We start from the raw sequence: 23,445 nt of genomic DNA, 5'->3' as shown, positions 1-23,445 counted from the left end.
ATGGAAAGCCAACAGCAAGAAGCCAACCGCCAACCGCATGTTAAAGTCTGCGGATTGACCCAACTCAACCAAATCAATGAATTAGTGGCATTAAAAATTGATTTTTTAGGTTTTATTTTTTACGAAAAATCGTCAAGATTTGTTTTGAATCATTTGAGTTTAGATGAGATTTCAAAAATAAATCATCAGGGAAAAGTTGGAGTTTTTGTGAATGAAACTGTCGAAAAAATTGTTGGAATTTCAGAAAAAGCAGATTTAAATTTCATCCAGCTTCACGGCGACGAAAATGAGGAATATGTTTTAAGATTGAGGCAGAATTTAAGTGAAACTATAAAAATTATAAAAGTAATCCGGGTTGGAAATATGAAGTCTGAAGCAGTAATCGAAGTAGAAAAAATCGCAAACCTCAAATCTCAAATCTCAAATCTTCTGTTCGACACCGATTCAAAAGCCTTTGGCGGAACAGGAAAAACATTTGACTGGAACATTCTGAACGAAATTAAAGTCCCACTTCCCTATTTTCTAAGTGGCGGAATTTCCCTGGAAAATGTTGATGATATCAAAAATTTAAAACAAAAACCTTTTGCACTGGATATCAATTCAAAATTTGAAATTGAGGCGGGGGTGAAAGATTTAGAAAAAATAAAAAAATTATATGAAAAATTATAAAAACCCAGACCAAAACGGATATTACGGAGAATTCGGCGGTGCATTTGTCCCCGAAATGCTGTTTCCAAATGTTGAAGAACTGCAGAAAAATTATCTTGAAATCATAGAGTCCGAAGAATTTCAAAATGAGTATCAGGATCTGCTGAAAAATTATGTCGGACGTGCTACTCCACTCTATTTTGCGAAAAATTTGAGTGAAAAATATAAAACTAAAGTCTATCTTAAAAGAGAAGATCTCAATCATACGGGAGCGCACAAAATCAATAATGCTTTAGGACAGGTTTTACTGGCAAAACGACTTGGAAAACGTAGAATTATCGCAGAAACAGGTGCGGGACAGCACGGTGTGGCAACTGCTACGGCGTGTGCATTGCTAAACTTAGAATGTATTGTCTACATGGGCGAAGTCGATATTGCGAGACAGGCTCCTAATGTCGGAAGAATGAAAATGTTGGGAGCAACCGTTATTCCTGCAACGTCTGGTTCAAAAACGCTGAAAGATGCTGTGAATGAAGCATTAAGGGATTGGATTAACAACTCCACCACAACACATTACGTGATTGGAAGTGTCGTTGGACCGCACCCTTTCCCGGATTTGGTGGCGAGATTTCAATCTGTGATTTCAAAAGAAATTAAGGAACAACTTTATGAACAGATCGGCAGAGAAAATCCTGACTATGTGATTGCCTGTGTTGGTGGAGGAAGCAATGCGGCAGGGACCTTCTACCATTTTGTGGAGGAAGAAAATGTGAAAATCATTGCCGCAGAGGCAGGTGGTTTCGGGATTGACTCAGGAAAATCTGCTGCTACTACTTTTTTGGGAACGCTGGGTGTTTTGCACGGAAGTAAAAGTCTGGTTATGCAGACCAATGACGGTCAGGTTATCGAGCCTCATTCCATCTCTGCCGGTTTGGATTATCCTGGAATTGGGCCCTTCCATGCGCATTTGTTTAAAGAAAACCGCGCAGAATTTTTCAGCATTAATGACGATGAGGCTTTGGTTTCGGCATTTGAACTGACAAAACTGGAGGGAATTATCCCCGCATTGGAAAGTGCCCACGCGTTGGCAGTTTTAAATAAAAAGAGATTTACCGAAAATGATGTGGTTGTTATCTGCCTCAGTGGCCGCGGCGATAAAGATATGGAAACGTATTTGAGGGAGCTGGATTGATACTGGATGTCTGATGCTGGGTGTTTGATGTTTGATGTTTGATGTTTGATGTCTCTATAAAAACACCTATCTCTTATGCCCCAAATGGACGACTTACTAAAGAATAGGGCATAATCCTATTAAACATAAACGAAACGGAACGACTCAAACCAAACTATAATCCCCCATCAAAAGTCCCAACGTGACGTCTTAGCAAAGGATAGGATGAAATCCTATAAAACAAAGGAATAAATATCCTTAAAAACCAAAAAAATCAAAAATGAACCAACATAACACCCAACACCCATCATCCATCACCCAGCCCAAACTCCTCAACATCTACTTCACTGCAGGAATTCCGCAGTTGGAAGATACCGCAGAAATAATCCGAATCATTCAGGATTCGGGAGCAGATATGATGGAAATCGGGATGCCCTATTCTGATCCTGTTGCTGACGGACCGGTTATTCAGAAAGCGCATGAACTCGCCTTGAAAAATGGAATGACGATTGAGAAATTATTTTCACAGTTAAAATCTATTAAAACTGAAATCAGAATTCCGGTCATTTTGATGGGCTACATCAATCCGGTTTTGAGCTTTGGATTTGAAAACTTTTGTAGAGAATGTGCTGCAAGTGGAGTTTCGGGATTGATTATTCCAGATCTTCCGCCTATTGAATTTGAAAAAAATTATCAGAAAATTTTAGAAAAATATAATTTAAATTTCACCTTTCTGATTACACCGGAAACTTCAGATGAAAGAATTCTGTATCTGGATTCTTTAAGTTCGGGCTTTCTGTATGCGGTAAGTTCATCTTCCACAACAGGAAAGGAAAATGCTGTTCTAAAAAATGAAGAATATTTATCAAGAATTGATGCTCTTCCCTTACAAAACCCTTTTATGATCGGTTTCGGAATTAAATCCAAAGAAGATTTTGAAAACGTCACCGAAAAAGCAGACGGCGGAATCATCGGAACGGCCTTTGTCAACATCCTTTTACAAAATAGAGATTGGAGGAAGGACGCCATAGATTTTGTCCATTCCATAAAAGGGTAAAAATCACTAAATTTGTATCTTCAAAATGGAGCTGATCAAAAATTTCAGCTGAACCATTTGGTGAAAACAGAGATCCGCATGAATACACATCAAAATAAAGTCGTAGAATTTGAAGATTTAGGCATCAGAGAATATCAGCCTGCTTGGGATTATCAGGAAAAACTGATGAAAGATATTATTGATATTAAAATTAAAAACCGCGATTTAGCTCCTGAAAATCACATCACAACGCCCAATCATTTTCTTTTGGTAGAGCATCCTCACGTGTACACGCTTGGCAAAAGTGGACACGAAGAAAATATGCTCGCAGGAATTGACAAATTAAAAGAAATCGACGCGACTTTCGTGAAAGTAAACCGCGGTGGAGACATTACCTATCACGGCTACGGACAAATCGTTGGTTATCCTGTTTTAGATCTTGAAAATTTCTTCACAGACATTCACAAATACATGAGAAATCTGGAGGAAGTGATTATCAGAACCATTTCCGATTACGGTCTGAAGGGCGAAAGATCTCCAGGCGAAACCGGAGTGTGGCTGGATGTTGGCAAACCTTATGCAAGAAAAATCTGTGCAATGGGAGTGAAAGCTTCGCGTTGGGTTACCCTTCACGGTTTTGCTTTAAACATCAACACGGATATGCGTTATTTTGAGTACATCGTTCCCTGCGGAATTAAGGACAAGCAGGTGACTTCTTTAAAGAGAGAACTTGAAAGAGAATTGACTCCTGAGGAAATGGAAGATATCAAGGCCAAAATCAGAAAGCATTTTGCGGATGTTTTTGAGGCAGAATTGATTAATCAAAAAGCAGAAAGTTCACAAATAGCTTAATATAATTTTAAGCTAAAAATCCATTGTTCATTACGATGGATTTTTTTGTTTCAAATAATTTACATTATTGATTTCATCTAAATTAAATTTTTCAAAATTAAATTGTGTGCAATTTAATTGTTTTGTAAATTTGCATTGTTATTTGATTCAGATTATTTAAGAATCAAAATTTTAATTTAAAATAATAAACAATGTCGTTAATAGATGATTTAAACTGGAGACATGCCGCAAAAGCGTATGACCCAACAAAAAAAGTATCACAGGAAGATTTAGATAAAATTTTAGAAGCTGCAAGATTGGCTCCCACCTCATCAGGTTTACAGCCTTTCAGATTAATTGTTGTAGAAAATCAGGATCTGAAAGAGAAAATGGTAAGCGGTGCATTTAATCCGGAAGTGATGAGAGACTGTTCTCATGTTTTGGTTTTTGCCGCCTGGGACAGCTATTCCAATGAAAAAATTGACAAAGTATATGACCATCATACCGATGTGAGAGACTTGCCACAAGGTCGTTTCAGCAGTTATACCGATATGATTAAAGATCTGTACAACGCCCAGACTCCCGAACAGCATTTTGCGCATACAGCAAGACAGACTTACATTGCTTTAGGCTTGGCAATGGCTCAGGCAGCAGAATTGAAAATCGATTCTACACCAGCAGAAGGTTTCAATAATGAAGTTGTTGACGAGATTCTTGAACTTAAAAAATTAGGTTTAAAAAGCGTTTCACTTCTGTATCTGGGTTACCGTGATGCTGAAAACGACTGGCTGTCGCACATGAAAAAGGTGAGAATTCCGATGGAGGAATTTATCATTACAAAATAGTACTTTTATCTGGGCAGCTAATTGACTTTGCCGAATAGCTAGTTTATATTTTTTAGGGCAGCTATTTCCGTCTTCCGCTCCCACTCTTTTTTGCTTCAAAGGCAGTCTTAAAAACAAAATTGTGTTAAGCAAAAAAGGAGTTCCGCTCAAGCCGGGCTGCAGTGTCTCCACAGAATATTATGTGTCAAAAATCACTAAACTTTGGAGAATCACAGCACACTGCTTCACTTTTTTGATTCTGAGAAAGTTTTAAAAAGAAAATCGACTCAGAAAAAAAGGAGTTCCACTCCAACCTAACGGAGTGGTTCACTGCATCAATAAAAAATAAGAAAACATCATCAAGTAGGGCTGCAAAGTATCAGTAAAATAGTATTTTCACAAAAAACATTGAATTATGGAAAATCACAACCCACCCCAATTAGGAAGCCAACTGTGTTTCCCACTTTATGTCATCGCAAAGGAAATCACCGGTTTGTACCGTCCGTTTCTTGATGAACTTGATATTACCTATCCGCAATATCTTGTGATGATGGTGCTTTGGGAGAAGGATGGATTGACCGTAAATCAGGTGGGTGAAAAACTGTATCTCGACAGCGGAACGTTAACGCCACTTCTGAAAAGATTGGAAGCCAAAGGTTTCGTCATCCGAAAAAGAAAAAAAGAAGATGAACGGGTGGTTGAAGTTTTTCTGGATCAGGCAGGTAAAGATTTACAACATAAAGCCTGTGAAATTCCGGCAAAAATGCAGGAAAAACTGAATCTTTCGACGGAAGATTTACTTGAACTTAAAGAAACCATTCAGAAAATTTTAAATAAAATTCAAAAATAAAATGAAAACATTATATACCACCAACGTTACCGCAAAAGGCGGAAGAAACGGGCAGGTAAAAAGCGATAACGGAGTTTTGGATCTTGAAGTGAGAATGCCAAAAGGACTGGGCGGAGCCAACGACGATTACACCAACCCTGAAATGCTTTTCGCGGCTGGATATGCGGCCTGCTTTGACAGCGCACTGAATTTAATCATCAGCAAATCTAAAATTGAAACCGGAGAAACTTCGGTAGCCGCAAAAGTGAGTATCGGACAGAATGAAGACGGAGGTTTTGGTCTGGCTGCAGAATTAGCTGTGAATATTCCGGGCGTTTCTCTTGAAGAAGCTCAGGAACTGACAGAAAAGGCGCATCAGATTTGTCCTTATTCCAATGCGACAAGAAATAATATCGAGGTGAAACTTTCGGTGACGAACAACTAAGATTTTTTCTTTTAAATATGAATCTGCTTTCTTTGGAGGCAGATTTTTTTATGTCAGATTAAAATCGTTATTACTCCGTCCATTCGGTTTTTTTTCGCAGCGAAACGAGAAAAATGTACCGATAACCAAGGAACTAACTATAAATTTTCTTTTAAATTCAACAACTTCCCGCTACAATTCTCTTCAAAAATCTACCCGAAGCGACGTTTTTTTATGACTTTGAAATCACTCCGTCAGTTCGAGTGTTTTTCGCAGCGAAGCGGAGAAAAATGTATCGAGAACTAGTGAACTAACGAGAATTTTGTAAAACAACAACTTTCCTCTACAATTTTTTTCAAAAATCTACCCAAAGTGACGCTGCAGTCGAAATTACATATTATATCTTCAAATCAGTTATCTAAGCATCCGATTATCTATTGCTCATTACAAATTGCCCATAAAAAAAACCATTCTTTCGAATGGCTTTTTTTACTTATTTTGTCCAGTTAATTTTTGAGTGTTTCACGTCTTCAGAATTCGTGCCGATCATGATTTCAAAATCTCCAGCTTCCCAGTCGTATTTCAAATCTCCGTTGTAGAATTTCAGATTTTCGGGAGTAATGTCAAAAGTAACCTTTTTAGATTCTCCTTTCTTCAGCATTACTTTCTGGAAACCTTTCAGTTCTTTTACCGGTCTTGTAATGGTTCCCACCCAATCTCTGATGTATAACTGAACCACTTCTGCTCCGTCAAAATTTCCTGAATTGGTAACCGTTACCGAAGCCTGAACCGTTTGATTTCCTTTTGGATTGGCATTGGAAACCGTCACGTCAGAATAATTGAATTTCGTGTAACTTAAACCGTAACCGAACGGATACAACGGTGTATTACACTCATCCATATAATTGGAACGGAATCTTTGATATTCACATTTATCAACCAATTTTTGGTCTAAAGGCCGGCCTGTATTTTTTGCATTATAATAAATTGGAACCTGTCCAAGACTTCTTGGGAAAGTCATTGGAAGTTTTCCTGAAGGATTTACTTTTCCGAAAAGGACATCAGAAATCGCAGATCCCGCCTCGGAACCAGGGAACCATACGTTCAGAATTGCATCAGGAGTATCTTTGATATTCGTCAAAGCTAAAGGACGGCCTGTAAAAAGAACGACTGCGATTGGCTTTCCTGTTTTTTTCAATTCATTTAATAAATCAACCTGAGATTGTGGAATGGTAATTTCAGTTCTTGAAGAAGATTCTCCACTCATTTCCGCAGATTCTCCAATAGCCAAAACAATGACATCAGCTTTGTTGGCAATATCAACAGCTTCTTTTAATAAGGCTTCTTTTGAACGGTTGTCTCTGTCGGTTTTCTTGCCGTGCGCTGCGTAGATTTCTTCCAGTTTAGCATCGTAATCGATGTTGGCACCTTTCGCAGAAAGGAATTTCACTTCTTTTCCGAAGTTTGCCTGAAGTCCCTGCATCAGATTAACTGCATTGGCATGTTTCGAAGCAACACTCCATGTTCCGGGCATATTCATTGAGTTGTTGACCAACGGACCGATTACCGCGACCGTTCCAGATTTTTTCAATGGTAAAACCTGATTTTCATTTTTCATTAAAACCATCGACTGAGCTGCTGCGCTTCTGGCGATGTTACGGTTTTCCATATTGTAGACTTCTTTTGCAGCAAGTTTTACATCTCCGTGTTTGTAAGGATTATCAAATAAGCCTAAGTCGTATTTCGCTTCCAGAATTCTTTTAGCAGCCATATCGATTTCAGCCTGAGTCACTTTTCCTTCAGCCAGAGATTTTTTTAATGTGGTTAAAAAGCCTTCTCCAACCATATCCATATCAACACCAGCTTTCAAAGCTAAAGCTGAAACCTGCTGCAGATCTCCCATTCCGTGATCCACCATTTCGTTGATTCCGGTATAATCTGTAACGACAAAACCTTTGAATTTCCACTGGTTTCTTAAAACTTCAGTCTGCAACCATCTGTTTCCTGTTGCAGGAACGCCATCCACTTCATTAAAAGAAGCCATCACCGAAGCAACCCCTGCATCAACAGCCGCTTTGTAAGGTGGAAAATATTCGTTAAACATTCGCACGTGGCTCATGTCCACGGTGTTGTAATCTCTACCCGATTCGCCAGCTCCATAAAGTGCAAAGTGTTTTACACAAGCTAAAATATTGGTTCCGTTCGCTAAATCTTTTCCTTGATAGCCATACACCATGTTTTTCGAAATTTCACTTCCTAAATATGGATCTTCACCAGAACCTTCGGAAACCCTTCCCCATCTCGGTTCGCGGGAAATATCCACCATTGGCGAGAATGTCCAGTTGATTCCGTCTGCTGCGGCTTCTCTTGCTGCTACTCTTGCGGATTGCTGAACCAGATTCATATCCCATGAAGCTGCCAATCCTAATGGAATTGGGAAAGTCGTTTCATAACCGTGAATAACATCCATCCCGAAAATCAACGGAATTTTCAGGCGGCTGTTTTCTACTGCTACTTTTTGTACAGCTTTAATTTTTTCCGCACCTTTTATATTGAAAAGTCCACCGACTAATCCCTGCTCTACTTTTTTTCCAATGTCTGAACTTTTTGCCAAACCAGTAGTAAAATCTCCTGAACTCGGTAAATTCAGCTGTCCGATTTTTTCATCTAAGGTCATTTTAGCCAAAAGTGCATCGACAAAAGCTTTTTTCTTTGCCTGATACTGCGCAGTCTGATAAGACTGAACGGGCTTCGTGACCATTTCCTGTGCCGAGAACATTGGTGCCAATGCCAAAGTGGCGATTACAATTAACTTTTTCATGTATCTTCTTCTTTAATTATAGTTCTTTTTTTTTAATTTTAATTTTTCGACGCAACGTTTGCTAAGATTTTTTTCTAAATCGTCTTGGCTACGTTTTCCCAAGGGAGTTTCACTCACCAAATGATAGCACAATAAAATGCTGGTAAGTTATTTTTGACTAAACATATACTTCTCGGGTATATTCCATTATATTTTTTAAAATAATCTTGTTAACAAAATCTTTCTTAACAATTCCATTTTCATTGTTTCTTCTCCAAAAATCATAAACATGTTCGACTTCTTCAGAAATTAAAAAATATTCATATTGCGCTTTTTTAAATTCCTGCAATTCGGAATAATTGAAAATTCTTTTTTGCTTAAAGTTTCCATTAAGAATTTCTAAATATTCAAATATCCCATCTTTTGGTTCATCTCCAAATTCACCTCCGAAATCATCTATTCTAATAAGCCCTGAATACCATTCAAACTTATTTTCCGGGAAAATTTCTTCTCGTAAAGATTTCATATTAAAATCTATGTCAGTTAACCATTCCAGTTTATTGATACACAACTCATCATTTTTCACTTCAAACTGTGCAATATATCCTTTCCAAAGCGCACTACATGAGATTTCGAATTCAGGACGTTTCTCTGGAAATTTAAGGAAATATCCTTCGATTAATTCAACATCTAAGTAAAATTCCTGATTTTCGTAAATAAGTGTATCTTTTATCTGTTGAGTCATTTATGAATAGATTTTAATGAAGTCCTTACATTATTTTTCTTTCTTCTTACTTAACATCCATTCGTACAAGGCAGGATTTGAGTAAGTTGAATCCCAGGAGTTGTGATTATCATTCGGGAAAATCGTCAGTTCTGCTGATGGATTGACCGGATGGAGTTTTTGGTAGAAATTAAAAGCATTTTCAGGCAGAACGATATCATCCATTCCACCATGATAAATCTTCATGTTGAGATTTTTATACTGATGAATATTTGCGTACATCACTCTGTCGGTCGGTGCACAAACAGAAACAACCGCTGCAAACATTTCGGGATGTTCCATCGCTAATTTCAGAGTTCCCCAACCACCCATTGAGAGTCCGGTGAGGTAAATTCTGGAATCGTCGATCTTGTATTTTGACTGAATTTCTTTGATTAAGTGATACACCGTCACTGTATCCCACCAAGTATCTGCCGGACATTGAGGTGCTAAAATTGCGACTGGCTCTTTGATTAAATTTTTATAGGTAAACGGACTGTGCGCTTTTACTTTTTCGAGATCATTTCCCCGTTCGCCGGAACCATGCAGGAAAACCACCAACGGTATTTTTCCTTTTGCATTTTTAGGATAATCGAGGATATAGGATATTTTTTCTGCACGTTTTACGTCTTTACTGAATGTGGTTTTCAATTCCTGAGCATTTAAGTTCAGTGAAAATGGAAGGAGTAAAAGTGGAAGATGTTTTAGTTTTAAACTCATATTTCTTTAGGTTTTGGCTAAAGCCGTTTGTTTTCTTTTGATCGGCTGTATTATATTGAACCCTTTCAGGGTTCTGAATTTAACCGGTCCTTTTTCCCATCGGTTTCACCGACGCCTATTCAAAGTGAACCCTTCGGGTTTTATATTTCAAGACGATGACAACGAATGTTTTTTTTACGATCTGTCATGGTTTTAAATTTCAAACATTTTTTTGATTATAATTATTATTAAAACCCTTTTAGGCTCCAGAATTTGTCTGTTCTTTTTTTCCATCGGTTTCACCTACGGCTATTCAAATTGAACCCTTCGGGTTTTATATTTCAAGACGATGACAACGAATGTTTTTTTACGATCTGCTAAGGTTTTAAATTTCAAACATTTTTTTGATTATAATTATTATTGAAACCCTTTTAGGCTCCAGAATTTGTCTGTTCTTTTTTTCCATCGGTTTCACCGACGGCTACTCAAATTAAACCCTCTGGGTTTTATATTTGAAATTTGTAAGCCCTGTAAGGGTTTGAAACTTTACCAGGCTGCCTGCTCTATACTTTTGGCGACCAGTTATCAATAGCCCCATAGTAGCGGCATCCTTGTTTGTTGCAGACGGAACGAATAGGAGGCTCTGACAAAAAAGATACAGCACTTCGACAAGCTCGGTATAAACTACTAATGGATTAAGCTCCTAAAAGGCAATTGGCTGATGGCTTTTAGCATTTAGCATAATTGACCTCTATTTTATGTTATATTTTTCTGATTTGAAATTCAGTTTCTTTAATCCCTGCTTAATTTCCGGGGCATTCATAAATAATTTCCATAAAAATCCGGTGCGGTAGTTTTCAATCATCGGGGCAATTGTCCCCTGGTCGATGGCTAAATACCTTGGCGTTGTCCAGTTGTCATAATGAATGGACGTCGCATCGTAAGGACCTGCAGAGCCGATGAATTCTGGCTTTTGAGTATACATAAATCTCAAAAAGTCCATAGATTCTTTTGGCGTATACGGGAAACTGCTCAATGCAGCCGTTGGCGTGATGACACCGTGGTCATTTTGTGGAAAATGCGCGTCATACCCCACTCCGCCATCTTTGTTTCGTGAATAACCTGCCGTTAATCCCCAGTAGTTTTCACCGTAGCCTTTCCATTGCTTTGGATTTTCGACGCAGTATTTGTAGTCGATTAAAACCTGATTTTTATTTAAATCAAAATAGTTTTTGATCAATTTATCCGACAAATTTGTAGGATCTAAACCGATGTAGGAATAGTGTGCCCAAAAAAGTGGCCCGCCATATTCTTCGGCTCCGTTGTGCTTAACAAACATCGGAAGTCCGTACTTTTCTTTGTCTGAAAGATAAGTCCCATTTCTCGTCCATCCTTTTTCATACGTTTCTGCATCGATGGAATAGGTTGGTGATGACGCCGCAAGAATGTAGGTGATCAGACATTCATTGTATCCCTGCAACGGAAAATTCATTTCCCACTGATATTCCGGTGACCAGTGCCAGTACAAAACTTTTTCGCCGCCTTTGGTGTACCAGTTCCACTGAATTCCTTTCCAGAGTTCGTCGCATTTTTTGGCTAAAGCTTTTTCTTCGGCATTTCCGTTTTTGAAATATTCGCGAACCTGAATGATACCTGTGGTCAAAAAAGCGGTTTCTACCAAATCTCCACCGTTATCTTTCTTTCCAAAGGGAACCGTTTTACCGGTTTCTCCATTAATCCAATGTGACCATGCGCCTTTGTGACGGTCTGCTTTCGCAAGGAAATCCATCATCGTGGTCAGTCTTTTCACAGCTTCTTTTCTGGGAATGAAACCTCTTTCCACTCCGACTAAAATAGTTGCCAATCCAAATCCTGAACCGCCGGTAGTTATAACGTGCTTGTCGTTATCAGGATAAATATTGTCTTCGTGATAGCGCTCTCTTCCAAGTTTTGAATTGGGTTCTGAGTAATCCCAGAAGTACTTTAAAGCATCTTTCTGAACTTTATCCATCAACTGATTGTCTGAAATATTATCCCCAACGGTTTTGTTTTGAGAAGTATTTTGAGTGGTTGATGATGTGGTTGTGCAGGATATGATGGTCAATGCCGCAATTCCTGTAAGTGCTAATTTTTTCATTTTAAATTTTATTTTTAAAAACTTTGCTAAAGATTTTAAACTTTAGCAAAGCTGTATTAACCGGTTCAATTTCTTATTTCCATATGAATAATAAGATCCTAAGTCCTTTATAGTAAAACCGTTTTAGTGTTTTAACAAGCTGCCAACGTTTTTAAAGTTAGTAAGCCTGAATTTATTTCAGCCTGATATTCTCAATTTTAAAAACCATGTTGTGACGAGTGGAAACCTAACTTAAGAAGCCCCTGTCTTACATCGGGAGCATTCATGAATAAATTCCACAGAAACTGGTTTTTGTGATTTTCAATCATTGGCGCAATAGTTCCCTGATCGATTGCCAGATATCTTGGGGTTACCCAGTTATAATGCACGGAGTACGCATCGTATGGTCCTGCAACTCCCACGTATTTGCTGTAATTTTCGTTATATAAAAATCTAAGCATATTCATACTTTCGGTTGGCGTATAGGGCATATTTGACAGTGCTGCAGTTGGCGTAATCACTCCCAAGTCATTATTTGGCTGGTGTGCAGAATATCCGGTAGAACCGTCAGCATTTCGGGAATAACTTGCGGTAAGTCCCCAGCTTTTAGAGTTATAACCCTGCCAGCCCTTAGGATTAGCAACGGAATACTGATACATGATTTTTGCATGATTGGTCGTGGCAGTGCCGTAATTTACATAATCATCTGTTAATCCTCTCGGGTCAAGACCTAAAAAAGAGTAGTGTGACCAAAACATTGGTCCGATGCTTCCCGGAGCCCCGTTGTGAGCAACTACGACAGAATTTCCGTAGACGCTTCCGCCGTTGGCAATGCTTCCGTTGCGAGCCCAGCCTTGCGTGTAAACAGGTTTATCTATGGTAAAAGTAGGTGAAGCTGCTGCCATTACATAAGTAATTAAAGTTTCATCAAAACCTTTCAACTGCATATTCATCTGAAAATTGTAATTCGGAGACCAGTGCCAATACAATGTGTTTTCTCCTTTTGTATACCAGTTCCATTCAATGCCTTTGAAAAGGGTGTCTGCTTTTTGTGAAAGAGCAAGTTCTGAAGCATCAGTAGAACTTTTAAAGTATTCTCTAACACAAATCAGTCCCTGTGCTAAGAATGCTGTTTCTACTAAGTCACCACCATTATCCTGTGGACTGAAGGGAATCACCTGTCCGTTTGTTCCGTTCATCCAGTGTGGCCATGCACCGTGAAATCTGTTGGCATTCTGAAGAAAGTTGAGTGCTGTTGATAATCTTGAAACCGCATCTGCTTTCGTTACATAACCGTTTTTAATACCAACCAAAATTGTCATTAATCCAAAACCAGAACCTCCCGCCGAAACGACGTTAGCATCTTGTCCCGGATTATCGGTGTGGTATCTTTCTCTGGCCAGTTTAGAATTGCTTTCCGCGTAATCCCAAAAATATTTCAGGGCATCTTTCTGCACCATCTCAAGGAGTTGGGTGTCGGTGTAGTTGTTGGTGGGTGTGGAGGGAGTTTCAATTGCTGTTTCCTGTTCGTTATTATCAGAAGAACAACTGCCACATAAAAATATGGCAGTTGTTGTGATTAAAATTGATTTTTTTAACATCAATTATTTTTTCTTGTTAAATAAATTCGTAATCTCAGCAGATGTTAAAGCGGTAGTATACATTCGGAACTGATCGATCCCTCCAGTCCAAGAATTTTTCAACCAATCATCACCTCCTGTATCAATCTGAGCCTGAGTAAATTCCTGTGGTCCTGCACCAATCTTTAAGCCAGTAATTTTTGATGCTTCAAGACTTACATTACCATGTCCTGTCCAAACTGGAGCATTAGGATGAGCTACACCATCTTTGTACATTGTCATTTGCGAGGAAGTTGCATTATAAACGAATGCCAGATGATGCCAATTTCCATCATAAAGACCTGTCACAGTATTAGCTCCTACCCATTCAAACCACTTTTCTCCTACCGAATCTTTAACAAAAAATTTCAGTACAGGTGCAGCTACACTACCTTCTGATAGAAGAAACATTGAAGCAGCAGACCAGTGGTAATCTGCCGGAGATGGCAAACTGAAAATATGATCTGTAGCTATATTTCCCTTTTTTACCCAAACAGATACTGTGAAACTTTTTGCATTCTGAGCAAAATCATTTGCACTTGAATATTTCACATATTTGTATTTTGCACCTTGAATTGCCTTGCTCGCAGGACCATCAATAGTCTGTAAAGGATTACTTGAAGGAAACTTAGCACGTATGCTATCTACTGCGTTCATCAAGGGATTAGAGGTTGCCCCATCAAATGCTGCATAAAATTTTAACGAACCACCAGGAGCATTTGCATCTTTTGGAAAATTGTCTTCCAATTCGGGACGTTCTAAATCCTGACAAGAAAAAACTAACATTCCTATCGAGAAGATGCTAAAAAGTTTGATTATATTTTTCATTGTATACTTAATTAATAATTAGGATTCTGAATTAAAACACCTTGAGCTTTATCAATTGCCTGCTGAGGAATAGGAAAATGTTTATTTCTGTCAGCATAACCTTGTGTGGATAAAATAGTAATCGCATCTCCCCATCTCACTAAATCGTAAAATCTTTCAAACTCCATTGCAAACTCTATTCTTCTCTCATGTTTTATAGCTGTTCGCATTGTTCCCTGATTCGATGCTGTAGTAACTCCCAAATTGGCTCGACCTCTAATCATATTTACATATGTTGTGGCTTTTCCAATCTGACCAAGTTCATTAGCCGCTTCTGCCGCAATCAATACAACATCAGCATAACGGAGAATTTTAATATTCTCCCAATGGTTTTTGGTCTGAGCATACTGTATTCTTTCTGCAGGTAAAGTATATGCTTTTCCGTTCCAATATTGTTGTGCAACAGTAGGAACTGAAGGCAGAGTCAGTCCTGGCGAATTATAAATATCTGGTCCCCCAGAAGTAAGAATTGTTGTATTCTTACGGATATCCCCAGTTTCATACGCGCTAACCAATCCTGTTGAAGGCACATTAAAACCCCAACCTAAATCCCACGTTCCACTACCTCTGACTCCTTGTGATTCATAAAAGTTATTTGAATATTTTGTTGGGTAATCATAAGTTTTTTGGACTTCGAAAATAGATTCTTTTGAATTGTTGCCAGCTTTTGTAAACTCTGCGTCATACGAAGAGTTCAATAAGTAAGTTCCAGAGTTTATCACTAATTCTGAATGCTCCAATGCTTTTGACCAATTTCCCTGATATAAATAAAGTTTAGCCAGAAGAGTATTAGCCATTCCTTTGGTAACTCTTCCCAGATAAGCACTTGTCCACTGAAGCGGCAAAGCAGCCTCGGCTTCTGTCAGATCTTTGATAATCTGTGCATCTACCTGAGCAATAGTGCTTTTTGGTGCAATTTCGTCCTGAGGAATATCGATAGTTTTCAGATTGATGGGAATTTCACCAAAATCTCTTCTGAGTTCGAAATAGCAAAAGGCTCTGATTGCTTTAGCCTCGGCAATATTTGTGAGCGTACCTGCGGATGTGTCACCTGAGGCAATCGCCGTATTAATAAGTTCATTACAGTCAAAAATAATCTTATAGTGGCCGTTCCAGTCACTTAGAATATTTCCATTTGTAGCTACATAACCAAAATTATTAAACACTGTACCATCAGCTGCACCATCAATTGTCGTACTTCCCTTCTCGTTATCATCTGCTCTGATGCAGTGTGTCCAGACATAAGAAAAATCACTTACACCACCTTCTGTTCTAAGACTGGCATACAGACCAAATGCTAAAGATTCAAAACCTCCGATTGGAACTTCATCACCTACCGGTCTGCCTAATGGTCTTTCATCAAGCCATTCGTCGCCACAACTGTTGAATGATAAGGCTGCAGCGGATAAAAACCCTGTTAATAATAGTTTTTTATAATTTAATTTCATTTTTATTTAATTTAAAAAGTTGCGTTTATACCAAAACTAACAATTCTTGGGTTTGGATACCCACTTGTATTAACACCAAACTGGGTTGCAGAGCCTCCAAATTCTGGTGTAAACCCATTTACATTATCCCAAGTCTTGAGGTTCTGAACATTAAAATAAAGTTTTAAACCTTGCAGTTTGTATCTGGAAACCAATTCTCTGTCAAAATTATAACCTACCTGAACATTTCTGATTCTAAAGAAACTTCCATCTTCAATCATGTAAGTAGAGTTTTCTCTGTTATATGCTGTTCCGGAAAAACTTCTAGGTTCCCAATTTGATGTTCCCGGACCTGTCCATCGGTCAAGTCTTTCCTCCCGATAGTTAAAAGGTGCAAATGAACTTCCGTTACCCCAGTCTCTAAATACCTCGTTACCATATACTCCATAGAAATCAGCATTTAAAAAGAAGCCTTTATAATCTGCTCCAACACTAAATCCGTATGTGAAATCTGGTGTTGGGTTACCAATCATAGTCCTGTCATCAGGAGTGATTTTCCCATCACCGTTCAAATCCCTGTATTTAAAATCTCCTGGACCCACGTCGCCAATGGTAGATGCCGGTGATCCTAAAATATCTGCGTAAGACTGATAAATTCCCTCTACTTCATATCCATAAAAAGCACCAACCGGTAATCCCGCTTTGTAAATTGCAGGTCCATAGAATGTTTGATATCCATCCTCCAAAGTATTCAGAACCTTGGTTTTGGTTGTAGTTAAATTTCCGTTGAAAAAATAAGAGAAGTTTTCACCAATATTATCTTTCCATCCAGCGGTGAATTCAAAACCTTTGGCTTCAATAGATCCAGAATTCATAAAGAAATTAGGATTTCCAATTACGTAATTCAATAAATTTTCTGTCCTTTTATTGTAATAGGTAGCTTCTAAAGATAATCTTTTCTTTAAAAACGTCGACTCGAAACCGAATTCGTATGACTTTAAATGTTCCCATGTAAGATCTTCTGCCTCTTCATATTGTTTTACGAAAGCAGGATATAAATTCCCGTTAAAAACTCCTGTTCCCCCTTCTACGTATACAGGATATCCAAAATAACTGTAAGGAGTAAACTGGTTACCCAAATCACCATATGATCCTTTGATTTTCAGATAATCAACAACTCCATTATCCTTCATAAAATTTTCTTTTGAAACCTCCCAGGCACCACCAACTGACCAGAACCATGAAAACCTGTTCCCAGGCGCTAACATGGATGAACCATCATTACGTAAAGATGCATTTAACATATATTTGTTGTTATAGCTATACAGCATACGGCCAAAATAAGATACTTGCTTCTGTCGATATTGGCTTGTATTTACTGCTCTTGTAACGGGATCTACATAATCGGAATTCAAATACCAGAATCTTGGATTATTTGGCATTTGTCCTAATGGATTAGAAAGACTGCTCTTTGCATTACCGGACATACTTGAATATTCACGATTAATGGTTTCAAAACCTGCCATTAAAGTCAAATCATGATTACCAAATTTATTTTTATATGTTAATAACTGGTTCTGTTGGAATGACAAATCCCGATTCTCAAACTGATTTACTGTAGACAGCAATCTGCCTGAGTATGGGGACACAGTATTTGATTCCGGAATGTAAATATCGAAGATAGGCTCATACCCTCTACCTGTTCCATTTCTGTAGGTCAGGAAATAATTAGATCTAAAAGTAAAATGTTTTGCAAAATCAAATTCTAAATAGGCATTAGGGTTAAACTGAAAATCTTTATTCAACTGCGTGTATCTATGACCTTCAACTAATGCAAGTGGGTTTCCGATCTGAGCTGCACCTATTTGTTGAGGCAATGAATTGTATAATCCAAAAAATTCACCTGGATTATTATTTACGGGAGAAACAATTGGAGTGGCATTCAGGGCAGAGCTAAAACTTCTTAACTGAGGCAGTTTAGCATAAGATCCGGTAAAACCGAATCCTGCTCTCAAACCTTTAGTAATTTTAAGATCATCATTGAATTTCATTGTTAATCTTTCATATTCCTCATATTTGATAGAGCCGTCTTCCTTCTGGTATCCAAATGAAAAACTCATTCTGTTTTTATCACTTCCATTTGCAATAGTTACATTGTGCTGTTGGATTGCACCGCCTTTTTGACGAATAGCATCTATCCAATTGGTGTCAGCATTAAAGATATTAAACTGATTGTAAGCAGGTAACCCCTGATTGGCTAAATCCTCATTAAACAAAGTTTTAAAACCGGCAGCATTCGTAATATTCGGTCTGTTATCCAACGATTTGATACCGATAGATGATGAAAGACTTACAGATGTTCTGCCCGCTTTACCTCTTTTTGTTGTAACGATAATTGCTCCATTTGCTCCCCGGCTACCGAAAATTGCTAATGAAGAAGGATCTTTCAGAATTTCCATAGATTCAATATCTGCTGGGTTAAGAAAGTCTATATTGTTTGCAAAGACGCCATCCACAATGTAAACAGGATTAACTCCGTTGATAGTTACTGTACCTCTGATTCTGACATCAGCTTGAGAACCAGGCTGTCCCGAGTTAACGACTGACAAACCCGCCACTTTTCCCTGTAAAGAATTTACGGGATTGGATGCCGGCTTATCCGCAACCTCTGCTCCATCAACTTTTGCGATAGACCCTGTAAGATCTCTCTTTTTAGCAGTACCATACCCAATCATCACCACCTCCTCAATTTTATTCTCTTTTGGAATAGTGTCTTGGGGAGTAGTCTGCCCGTACGCATTCATACCGAAGTAGAGAACCGCAATGAGGGTGGGATACTTTAAATTTTTGTGTTTCATATAGTTTCAATTTTCTTGTTTGTTTTCTTCTGTTTCTTATCTCAAAATAAGACATTAATCCAAAAATAAAAAAAAAATCGATTTCTGTTAATTTTACTTAAAGAATTTACGATTTTAACACAACATCTTATAATTAAGCAAGATAATAGTAATATCCGTTAACATATAGTTAATATAAACCTTAAATATTATCATTTTTACACTTTCAAAAACGCCTAATTTTTCCTTTTGAAGCATTTAATTCCCCAAAATATTGAGACAAGACGTCTAAAAAGCCAGAATGTTAAAAATATCAGACATATTTTAACATTTTTTACGTCGCACAAAACCCGATAACGGACCAAAATTTTCATCTCTGATTTTTTGGTGCTATATTTGAAACCTGATCTCTATTAAACTTTATTATGAAAAAATATATCATAGCTGCAGCTTTGATTCTGGGAACCGGTATTGTAATTACCACTTCCGTTCAATCCTGCACTACGCTTGCAACATCAGATGTTGGACTGGCGGTTATAAAACGTGTTTTGCTTGGCGGAATTAATAAGGGCGCAAATATTTACGGAAACAAAGATGCATTTATGCAGAATGATCTCATAGATAAAGCGTTACCAAAGGAGCTGAGAGATATCAATGCTACTTTGGAGAAGATTGCTCCCTCTTTGGTTCAGAAAGAAAAACAATACATTGCTGAAGCAGCGGCTTACACAGTCAATATTTCAAAACCAATTTTAGAAAGTGCTGTGAACAGCCTGAATGCACAGGATGTTACCAGAATTCTTCAGGGTGAAAAAGGGACTGCCACTTTAATTTTGAAAGAGAAAACCCAGACTCAGCTGATACAGGCTATTGCACCGAGGGTTGAGCAGGAATTAAACAAATACGGAATCGTGAAAACCATTAACACCGCACTGTCAGGAAGTAATCTTTTAGGAAGTCTGCTGGGAGGTAATAAGACGTCCGTTAATTCAGGCGGACTGAGCACTTTGGCTTCTGAACAGTTGGTAAATGGAATGTTCAACATTATACAGGATTACGAAATCGAAAATTCCAAAAGCCTTTTGGGACCATTAGGAAAACAGTAAATTAAATTTAAGACAAATTAAAAAATGGATATAATAGAGGGAAACCAACACGCCAGCCCTGAAGATTTTTATGAATCTCTGAAACAGAAATTAGAAGATAATCACGATTTTCCGGAAGATTATTTATTTAAATTTATCATCCCTACCGATCAGGCGAAACTTACCGAAATCTATAAGGTTTTCGACGGAATTAAATTTACTTTAGGAAACCGCGAAAGCAAAAACGGAAAATACACGGCATGCAACATCAATGCTTTTGTTCTGGACGCGGATCAGGTAGTGAGAATTTATAAAGAAGTAAGTAAAATTGAAGAGGTAATTCTTCTGTAAATCAGAAACCAATCGGAAAAATAAAAGTCAGCGAAGTGCTGACTTTTTCTATTTATTCAATGAAGAATTTCACATTTTCAATCGGTCTTCCAAGCATTGCCACTGAACCTTTAATTAAAATTGGCCTTTGAATCAGTGAAGGATTTTCAACTAAAACATCAATCCACTCATCTTCAGAAAGCTCTTTTCCTGCGTAGTTTTCAAGATACAGACGATCTGTTTTTCTGATCAGATCGTGAACGCTCTGGCTTAGCTTTTTCAATAGTGTTTTAATTTCCAATGCCGAAAGCGGATCTTCCATTAAATCTATAATTTCGAAGGCAACGCCGTTTTCGTCAAGATATTCTAAAACTGCTTTTGATTTTGAGCAGTTTCCGTTGTGAAGCACTTTAAGTACCATGATTATTTGAGATTTGATATTTGATATTTGATATTTAAAACAGGCCATTCAGCTCTGCTTCAATCTTTTCAAGAATAAAGCCAAAATCTTCAGGCTTTTCAACAAAATCCAGATCATCCACTTCTATTACAAGGAGTTTTCCTTCGGTGTATTCAGATATCCATTTTTCGTACTTCTGATTCAGTTTAGAAAGATATTCAATGCTGATCGAGGCTTCGTATTCCCTTCCTCTTTTGTAAATTTTCTTTACCAGATTCGGAACATCTGATTTTAAATAAATCAGAAGATCTGGAGCCGAGACGAAAGATTTCATCAGATTAAATACCGATACATAATTATTGTAGTCTCTGTCGGACAGGAGTTTCATGTCATTTAAGTTTTCCGCAAAAATGTGGGCATCTTCATAGATCGTTCTGTCCTGAATAATATTTTTACCGCTTTCACGGATCTCTTTTACCTGTCTGAAACGGCTTCCGAGAAAATAAATCTGCAGTGCGAAACTCCACTTGCTCATATCTGCGTAGAAATCTTCGAGATAAGGGTTGTGATCTACATCCTCAAACTGTGCATCCCACCCGTAATGTTTTGCAAGCATGGTCGTTAAGGTGGTTTTTCCTGCTCCGATATTTCCTGTAACCGCAATATGCATATTTCTCTGTGTCTTATTAAGATTTAATACCCAAGATTTTCAATTTCCTCCAAAACCTTCAGAACGTCGCCTTTCTCAGATTTTTCGTTTTCAAGTTTTTCGATGGTCTCTTCAAGCTCTTCCTTCTTAGCTTTAGCTTCCATCAGACGAATAGTTTCGGGTGTGTAAAGATAGAGTTTGTTGCCTTTCAGTTCAAAAAAAGCGAGGCTGTTTTTATCCACAATCTGTGTGTCGGGATCTTCAAATATTTTGGTGATTTTCTGGTCAGGGCTGAATCTCAGGATGCTGCTTTTGGTAATAATCAAAACCATTTCGTTTTCTCTTCTGAAACGTTTTCCATTGACAATTTCGGCTTCAAAAAGTTTTTCAAATTTCAAATTGTAAATCCTGAACAGTTTTTTGCTTAAAACATACACCTTATTTTCGAAAACCAAAAGATCAATAATATCTTCAAAACCACCGTCGTATGGATAAGAATTAATAGTTGTATCGTTCCTGAAATTGTATTGTAAAAGACGTCTCGTACTTTCATCTAGAAGCCAGATCTGCTGCAAATCTTCGGCATAAGCATGTTTAATGTAGCTGAACTTCTGTTTGAAATCTATCTTCTGAATATCGTTGAGATTCTGATCTACAAACTTCATTTCCTGAGCATTTTCCGAAAAAAGCGGAATGCTTAAAGGATTCTGAACACTCTGAATTTTGTAAGGAACAGGAAGCATCATCTGCCCGATCTGTTTCCCAAGAGAATCGTATTTGGTCAGGCTGAAATCTTTGCTTTTGTAGATGTAAAGATTTCCGTAATCATCGGCAAAAAAATCTTTCACTTCCTTCAGTTTCAGTGTGTCTAAAGGAAGACTTTTCTGCGCAGAAACCGTACAGAATAAAAATAAACAGATGATACTAAATAACCTCAATACTATTTTACTAAGAAAGCGTCCCGAAAGGAACGCTGACAATTTACATACTTTATTTTATTAAGAGAGAAATTACTTTCAACTTTAACTATTTTACAGCAACTTCATAAATTTTAGACCACTTTTTACCTGTAACGACCATGTTGTCACCTTTGAAGGCAATTCCATTGAGTACATTTTCGCTGTCTGCGTCGGTAAACGGTTTCGCAATTTTTGTGAAATCAAATTTACCTACAACTTCACCGGTTTTTGGATCAATTTTTAAAATGATCGGCTGATGCCAAACGTTGGCGTATACAAAACCTTTGTAATATTCAAGCTCATTAAGCTGATCATAGACCGAACTGTTTCCGGCAACTGAAATATATCTTACAATTTTTGAAGGGTCACCTGGGTTCAGAAAATAAAGATTTTTTGTGCCGTCTGATGCAATCAGATTTTTACCGTCATACGTCAGTCCCCAACCTTTCACCATCATGTCCGGATAAGGAAATTCTGAAAGCAGTTTTAAGGTATTTTTATCATAAACAAAACCTTTTTTATTTTCCCAGGTAAGCTGGTAGATTTTATCTCCTGCAATGGTGCTGCCCTCAGAAAAAACATCTGCCGGCTGTTTTACTTCTTTGGCGGGAATAGTATCTCCGATTTTATAGGTAATCAGTCTTGAGGTTCCGTACTGACCGTCGCTTTCGTAAATTGTGTTTCCGTCAATCTGGAAACCCTGTACGAAATTGGCAGGATTGTGAGGATATTCAGCTACAATCTCATAGTTCAGCGCTTGCTCTGGAGTTTTGCTGTACACATTGATGGTAGCATCCTGATACAGCATTTCGCCACCTTTTGTTTTGATATTAAAAGTAACCGCATTATCTCCAAGCGTGAAATATTTTGAATCAATAACCAAATCTTTGGTCTCTTTATCTCCAAAACTGATGGTAATGGTTTCTGCCATATCTAAAACATCCTGTGGCAGATTGAGTTTATCTCCGAAATGATATCCTTTCGCCTCCATAGAATTGTTGTAGTCCGCAAGCTTATTCATTGTTTTCTCGTCATTTTTACAAGAAACAACCGTAAAAAGCGTTGCAGATATAAGAAGCGCAGAAAAACCTGCTATGATTTTATTTTTCATATTCTAATTAAAAAATTTCT

The 23,445-nt window shown here is 37.8% G+C and carries 21 protein-coding genes; 9 read left to right on the top strand and 12 right to left on the bottom strand.

Going from position 1 to position 23,445, the window contains the following annotated elements:
* The 7 genes from IC610_RS02045 (at position 1) to IC610_RS02015 (ending at position 5,784) form a co-directional block, all read left to right on the top strand.
* A complete protein-coding gene (locus tag IC610_RS02045) occupies positions 1-669 on the top strand; it encodes a phosphoribosylanthranilate isomerase (protein WP_191735005.1) in 669 nt (222 codons plus the stop codon).
* Positions 656-1,840 carry a tryptophan synthase subunit beta gene (trpB, locus tag IC610_RS02040; protein WP_191735004.1) on the top strand — a complete coding sequence of 395 codons (1,185 nt, stop codon included), beginning with the start codon at positions 656-658 and terminating at the stop codon, positions 1,838-1,840. The genes IC610_RS02045 and trpB overlap by 14 nt, the downstream gene beginning before the upstream one ends.
* A 259-nt stretch (positions 1,841-2,099) precedes the next feature.
* A complete protein-coding gene (trpA, locus tag IC610_RS02035) occupies positions 2,100-2,876 on the top strand; it encodes a tryptophan synthase subunit alpha (RefSeq protein WP_191735003.1) in 777 nt (258 codons plus the stop codon).
* A 78-nt stretch (positions 2,877-2,954) separates the two neighbouring features.
* A complete protein-coding gene (gene lipB / locus IC610_RS02030; protein WP_191735002.1) occupies positions 2,955-3,707 on the top strand; it encodes a lipoyl(octanoyl) transferase LipB in 753 nt (250 codons plus the stop codon).
* Positions 3,708-3,898: 191 nt separating this feature from the next.
* Complete coding sequence (locus IC610_RS02025) at positions 3,899-4,531, top strand: NAD(P)H-dependent oxidoreductase (protein ID WP_191735001.1); 633 nt, start codon at positions 3,899-3,901, stop codon at positions 4,529-4,531.
* A gap of 394 nt (positions 4,532-4,925) precedes the next feature.
* Positions 4,926-5,360, top strand: coding sequence for a MarR family winged helix-turn-helix transcriptional regulator (locus IC610_RS02020; protein ID WP_056078832.1), 435 nt, complete (start codon positions 4,926-4,928; stop codon positions 5,358-5,360).
* Position 5,361: 1 nt separating this feature from the next.
* Positions 5,362-5,784 (top strand): organic hydroperoxide resistance protein, encoded by a 423-nt coding sequence (locus tag IC610_RS02015; RefSeq protein ID WP_191735000.1) that lies wholly within the window; start codon positions 5,362-5,364, stop codon positions 5,782-5,784.
* Between the two features lie 472 nt (positions 5,785-6,256).
* On the opposite strand, the gene bglX is transcribed toward IC610_RS02015, so the two are convergent.
* From bglX to IC610_RS01975, 8 genes are all read right to left on the bottom strand, one after another.
* The gene (bglX, locus tag IC610_RS02010; RefSeq protein ID WP_191734999.1) at positions 6,257-8,584 is read right to left on the bottom strand and encodes a beta-glucosidase BglX; all 2,328 of its coding nucleotides are present in this window, start codon (positions 8,582-8,584) and stop codon (positions 6,257-6,259) included.
* A gap of 157 nt (positions 8,585-8,741) precedes the next feature.
* Positions 8,742-9,308, bottom strand: a complete 567-nt coding sequence (locus tag IC610_RS02005; RefSeq protein ID WP_191734998.1) for a hypothetical protein — start codon at positions 9,306-9,308, stop codon at positions 8,742-8,744.
* A 30-nt stretch (positions 9,309-9,338) separates the two neighbouring features.
* A complete protein-coding gene (locus IC610_RS02000) occupies positions 9,339-10,046 on the bottom strand; it encodes a carboxylesterase family protein (RefSeq protein ID WP_191734997.1) in 708 nt (235 codons plus the stop codon).
* A 730-nt stretch (positions 10,047-10,776) separates the two neighbouring features.
* Positions 10,777-12,162 carry a glucoamylase family protein gene (locus IC610_RS01995; RefSeq protein WP_191734996.1) on the bottom strand — a complete coding sequence of 462 codons (1,386 nt, stop codon included), beginning with the start codon at positions 12,160-12,162 and terminating at the stop codon, positions 10,777-10,779.
* Positions 12,163-12,359: 197 nt separating this feature from the next.
* Positions 12,360-13,742, bottom strand: coding sequence for a glucoamylase family protein (locus tag IC610_RS01990; RefSeq protein WP_191734995.1), 1,383 nt, complete (start codon positions 13,740-13,742; stop codon positions 12,360-12,362).
* A gap of 3 nt (positions 13,743-13,745) precedes the next feature.
* Positions 13,746-14,546: a LamG domain-containing protein gene (locus tag IC610_RS01985; RefSeq protein ID WP_191734994.1), complete on the bottom strand. Its 801-nt coding sequence runs from the start codon at positions 14,544-14,546 to the stop codon at positions 13,746-13,748.
* Between the two features lie 53 nt (positions 14,547-14,599).
* Positions 14,600-16,075 carry a RagB/SusD family nutrient uptake outer membrane protein gene (locus IC610_RS01980; RefSeq protein WP_191734993.1) on the bottom strand — a complete coding sequence of 492 codons (1,476 nt, stop codon included), beginning with the start codon at positions 16,073-16,075 and terminating at the stop codon, positions 14,600-14,602.
* Positions 16,076-16,086: 11 nt separating this feature from the next.
* Positions 16,087-18,912 (bottom strand): SusC/RagA family TonB-linked outer membrane protein, encoded by a 2,826-nt coding sequence (locus IC610_RS01975; protein ID WP_191734992.1) that lies wholly within the window; start codon positions 18,910-18,912, stop codon positions 16,087-16,089.
* Between the two features lie 404 nt (positions 18,913-19,316).
* Here IC610_RS01975 and IC610_RS01970 point away from each other — a divergent pair, with 404 nt between their 5' ends.
* Together IC610_RS01970 and IC610_RS01965 are read left to right on the top strand one after the other, a co-directional pair.
* Positions 19,317-19,997 carry a DUF4197 family protein gene (locus tag IC610_RS01970; RefSeq protein ID WP_191734991.1) on the top strand — a complete coding sequence of 227 codons (681 nt, stop codon included), beginning with the start codon at positions 19,317-19,319 and terminating at the stop codon, positions 19,995-19,997.
* A gap of 24 nt (positions 19,998-20,021) precedes the next feature.
* Positions 20,022-20,327: a DUF493 family protein gene (locus IC610_RS01965; protein WP_056078799.1), complete on the top strand. Its 306-nt coding sequence runs from the start codon at positions 20,022-20,024 to the stop codon at positions 20,325-20,327.
* Between the two features lie 52 nt (positions 20,328-20,379).
* On the opposite strand, the gene IC610_RS01960 is transcribed toward IC610_RS01965, so the two are convergent.
* From IC610_RS01960 to IC610_RS01945, 4 genes are all read right to left on the bottom strand, one after another.
* A complete protein-coding gene (locus IC610_RS01960) occupies positions 20,380-20,727 on the bottom strand; it encodes an ArsC/Spx/MgsR family protein (RefSeq protein WP_191734990.1) in 348 nt (115 codons plus the stop codon).
* A 34-nt stretch (positions 20,728-20,761) separates the two neighbouring features.
* The gene (locus IC610_RS01955) at positions 20,762-21,376 is read right to left on the bottom strand and encodes a deoxynucleoside kinase (protein ID WP_056078792.1); all 615 of its coding nucleotides are present in this window, start codon (positions 21,374-21,376) and stop codon (positions 20,762-20,764) included.
* Positions 21,377-21,399: 23 nt separating this feature from the next.
* The gene (locus tag IC610_RS01950) at positions 21,400-22,293 is read right to left on the bottom strand and encodes a hypothetical protein (RefSeq protein ID WP_191734989.1); all 894 of its coding nucleotides are present in this window, start codon (positions 22,291-22,293) and stop codon (positions 21,400-21,402) included.
* 88 nt (positions 22,294-22,381) lie between these two features.
* Positions 22,382-23,425 (bottom strand): glutaminyl-peptide cyclotransferase, encoded by a 1,044-nt coding sequence (locus IC610_RS01945; protein ID WP_191734988.1) that lies wholly within the window; start codon positions 23,423-23,425, stop codon positions 22,382-22,384.
* Between the last annotated feature and the right edge of the window lie 20 nt (positions 23,426-23,445).

The sequence above is a fragment of the Chryseobacterium caseinilyticum genome (assembly GCF_014837145.1).
Classification (GTDB): domain Bacteria; phylum Bacteroidota; class Bacteroidia; order Flavobacteriales; family Weeksellaceae; genus Chryseobacterium; species Chryseobacterium caseinilyticum.
This window is presented reverse-complemented; position numbering and strand designations above follow the sequence as displayed.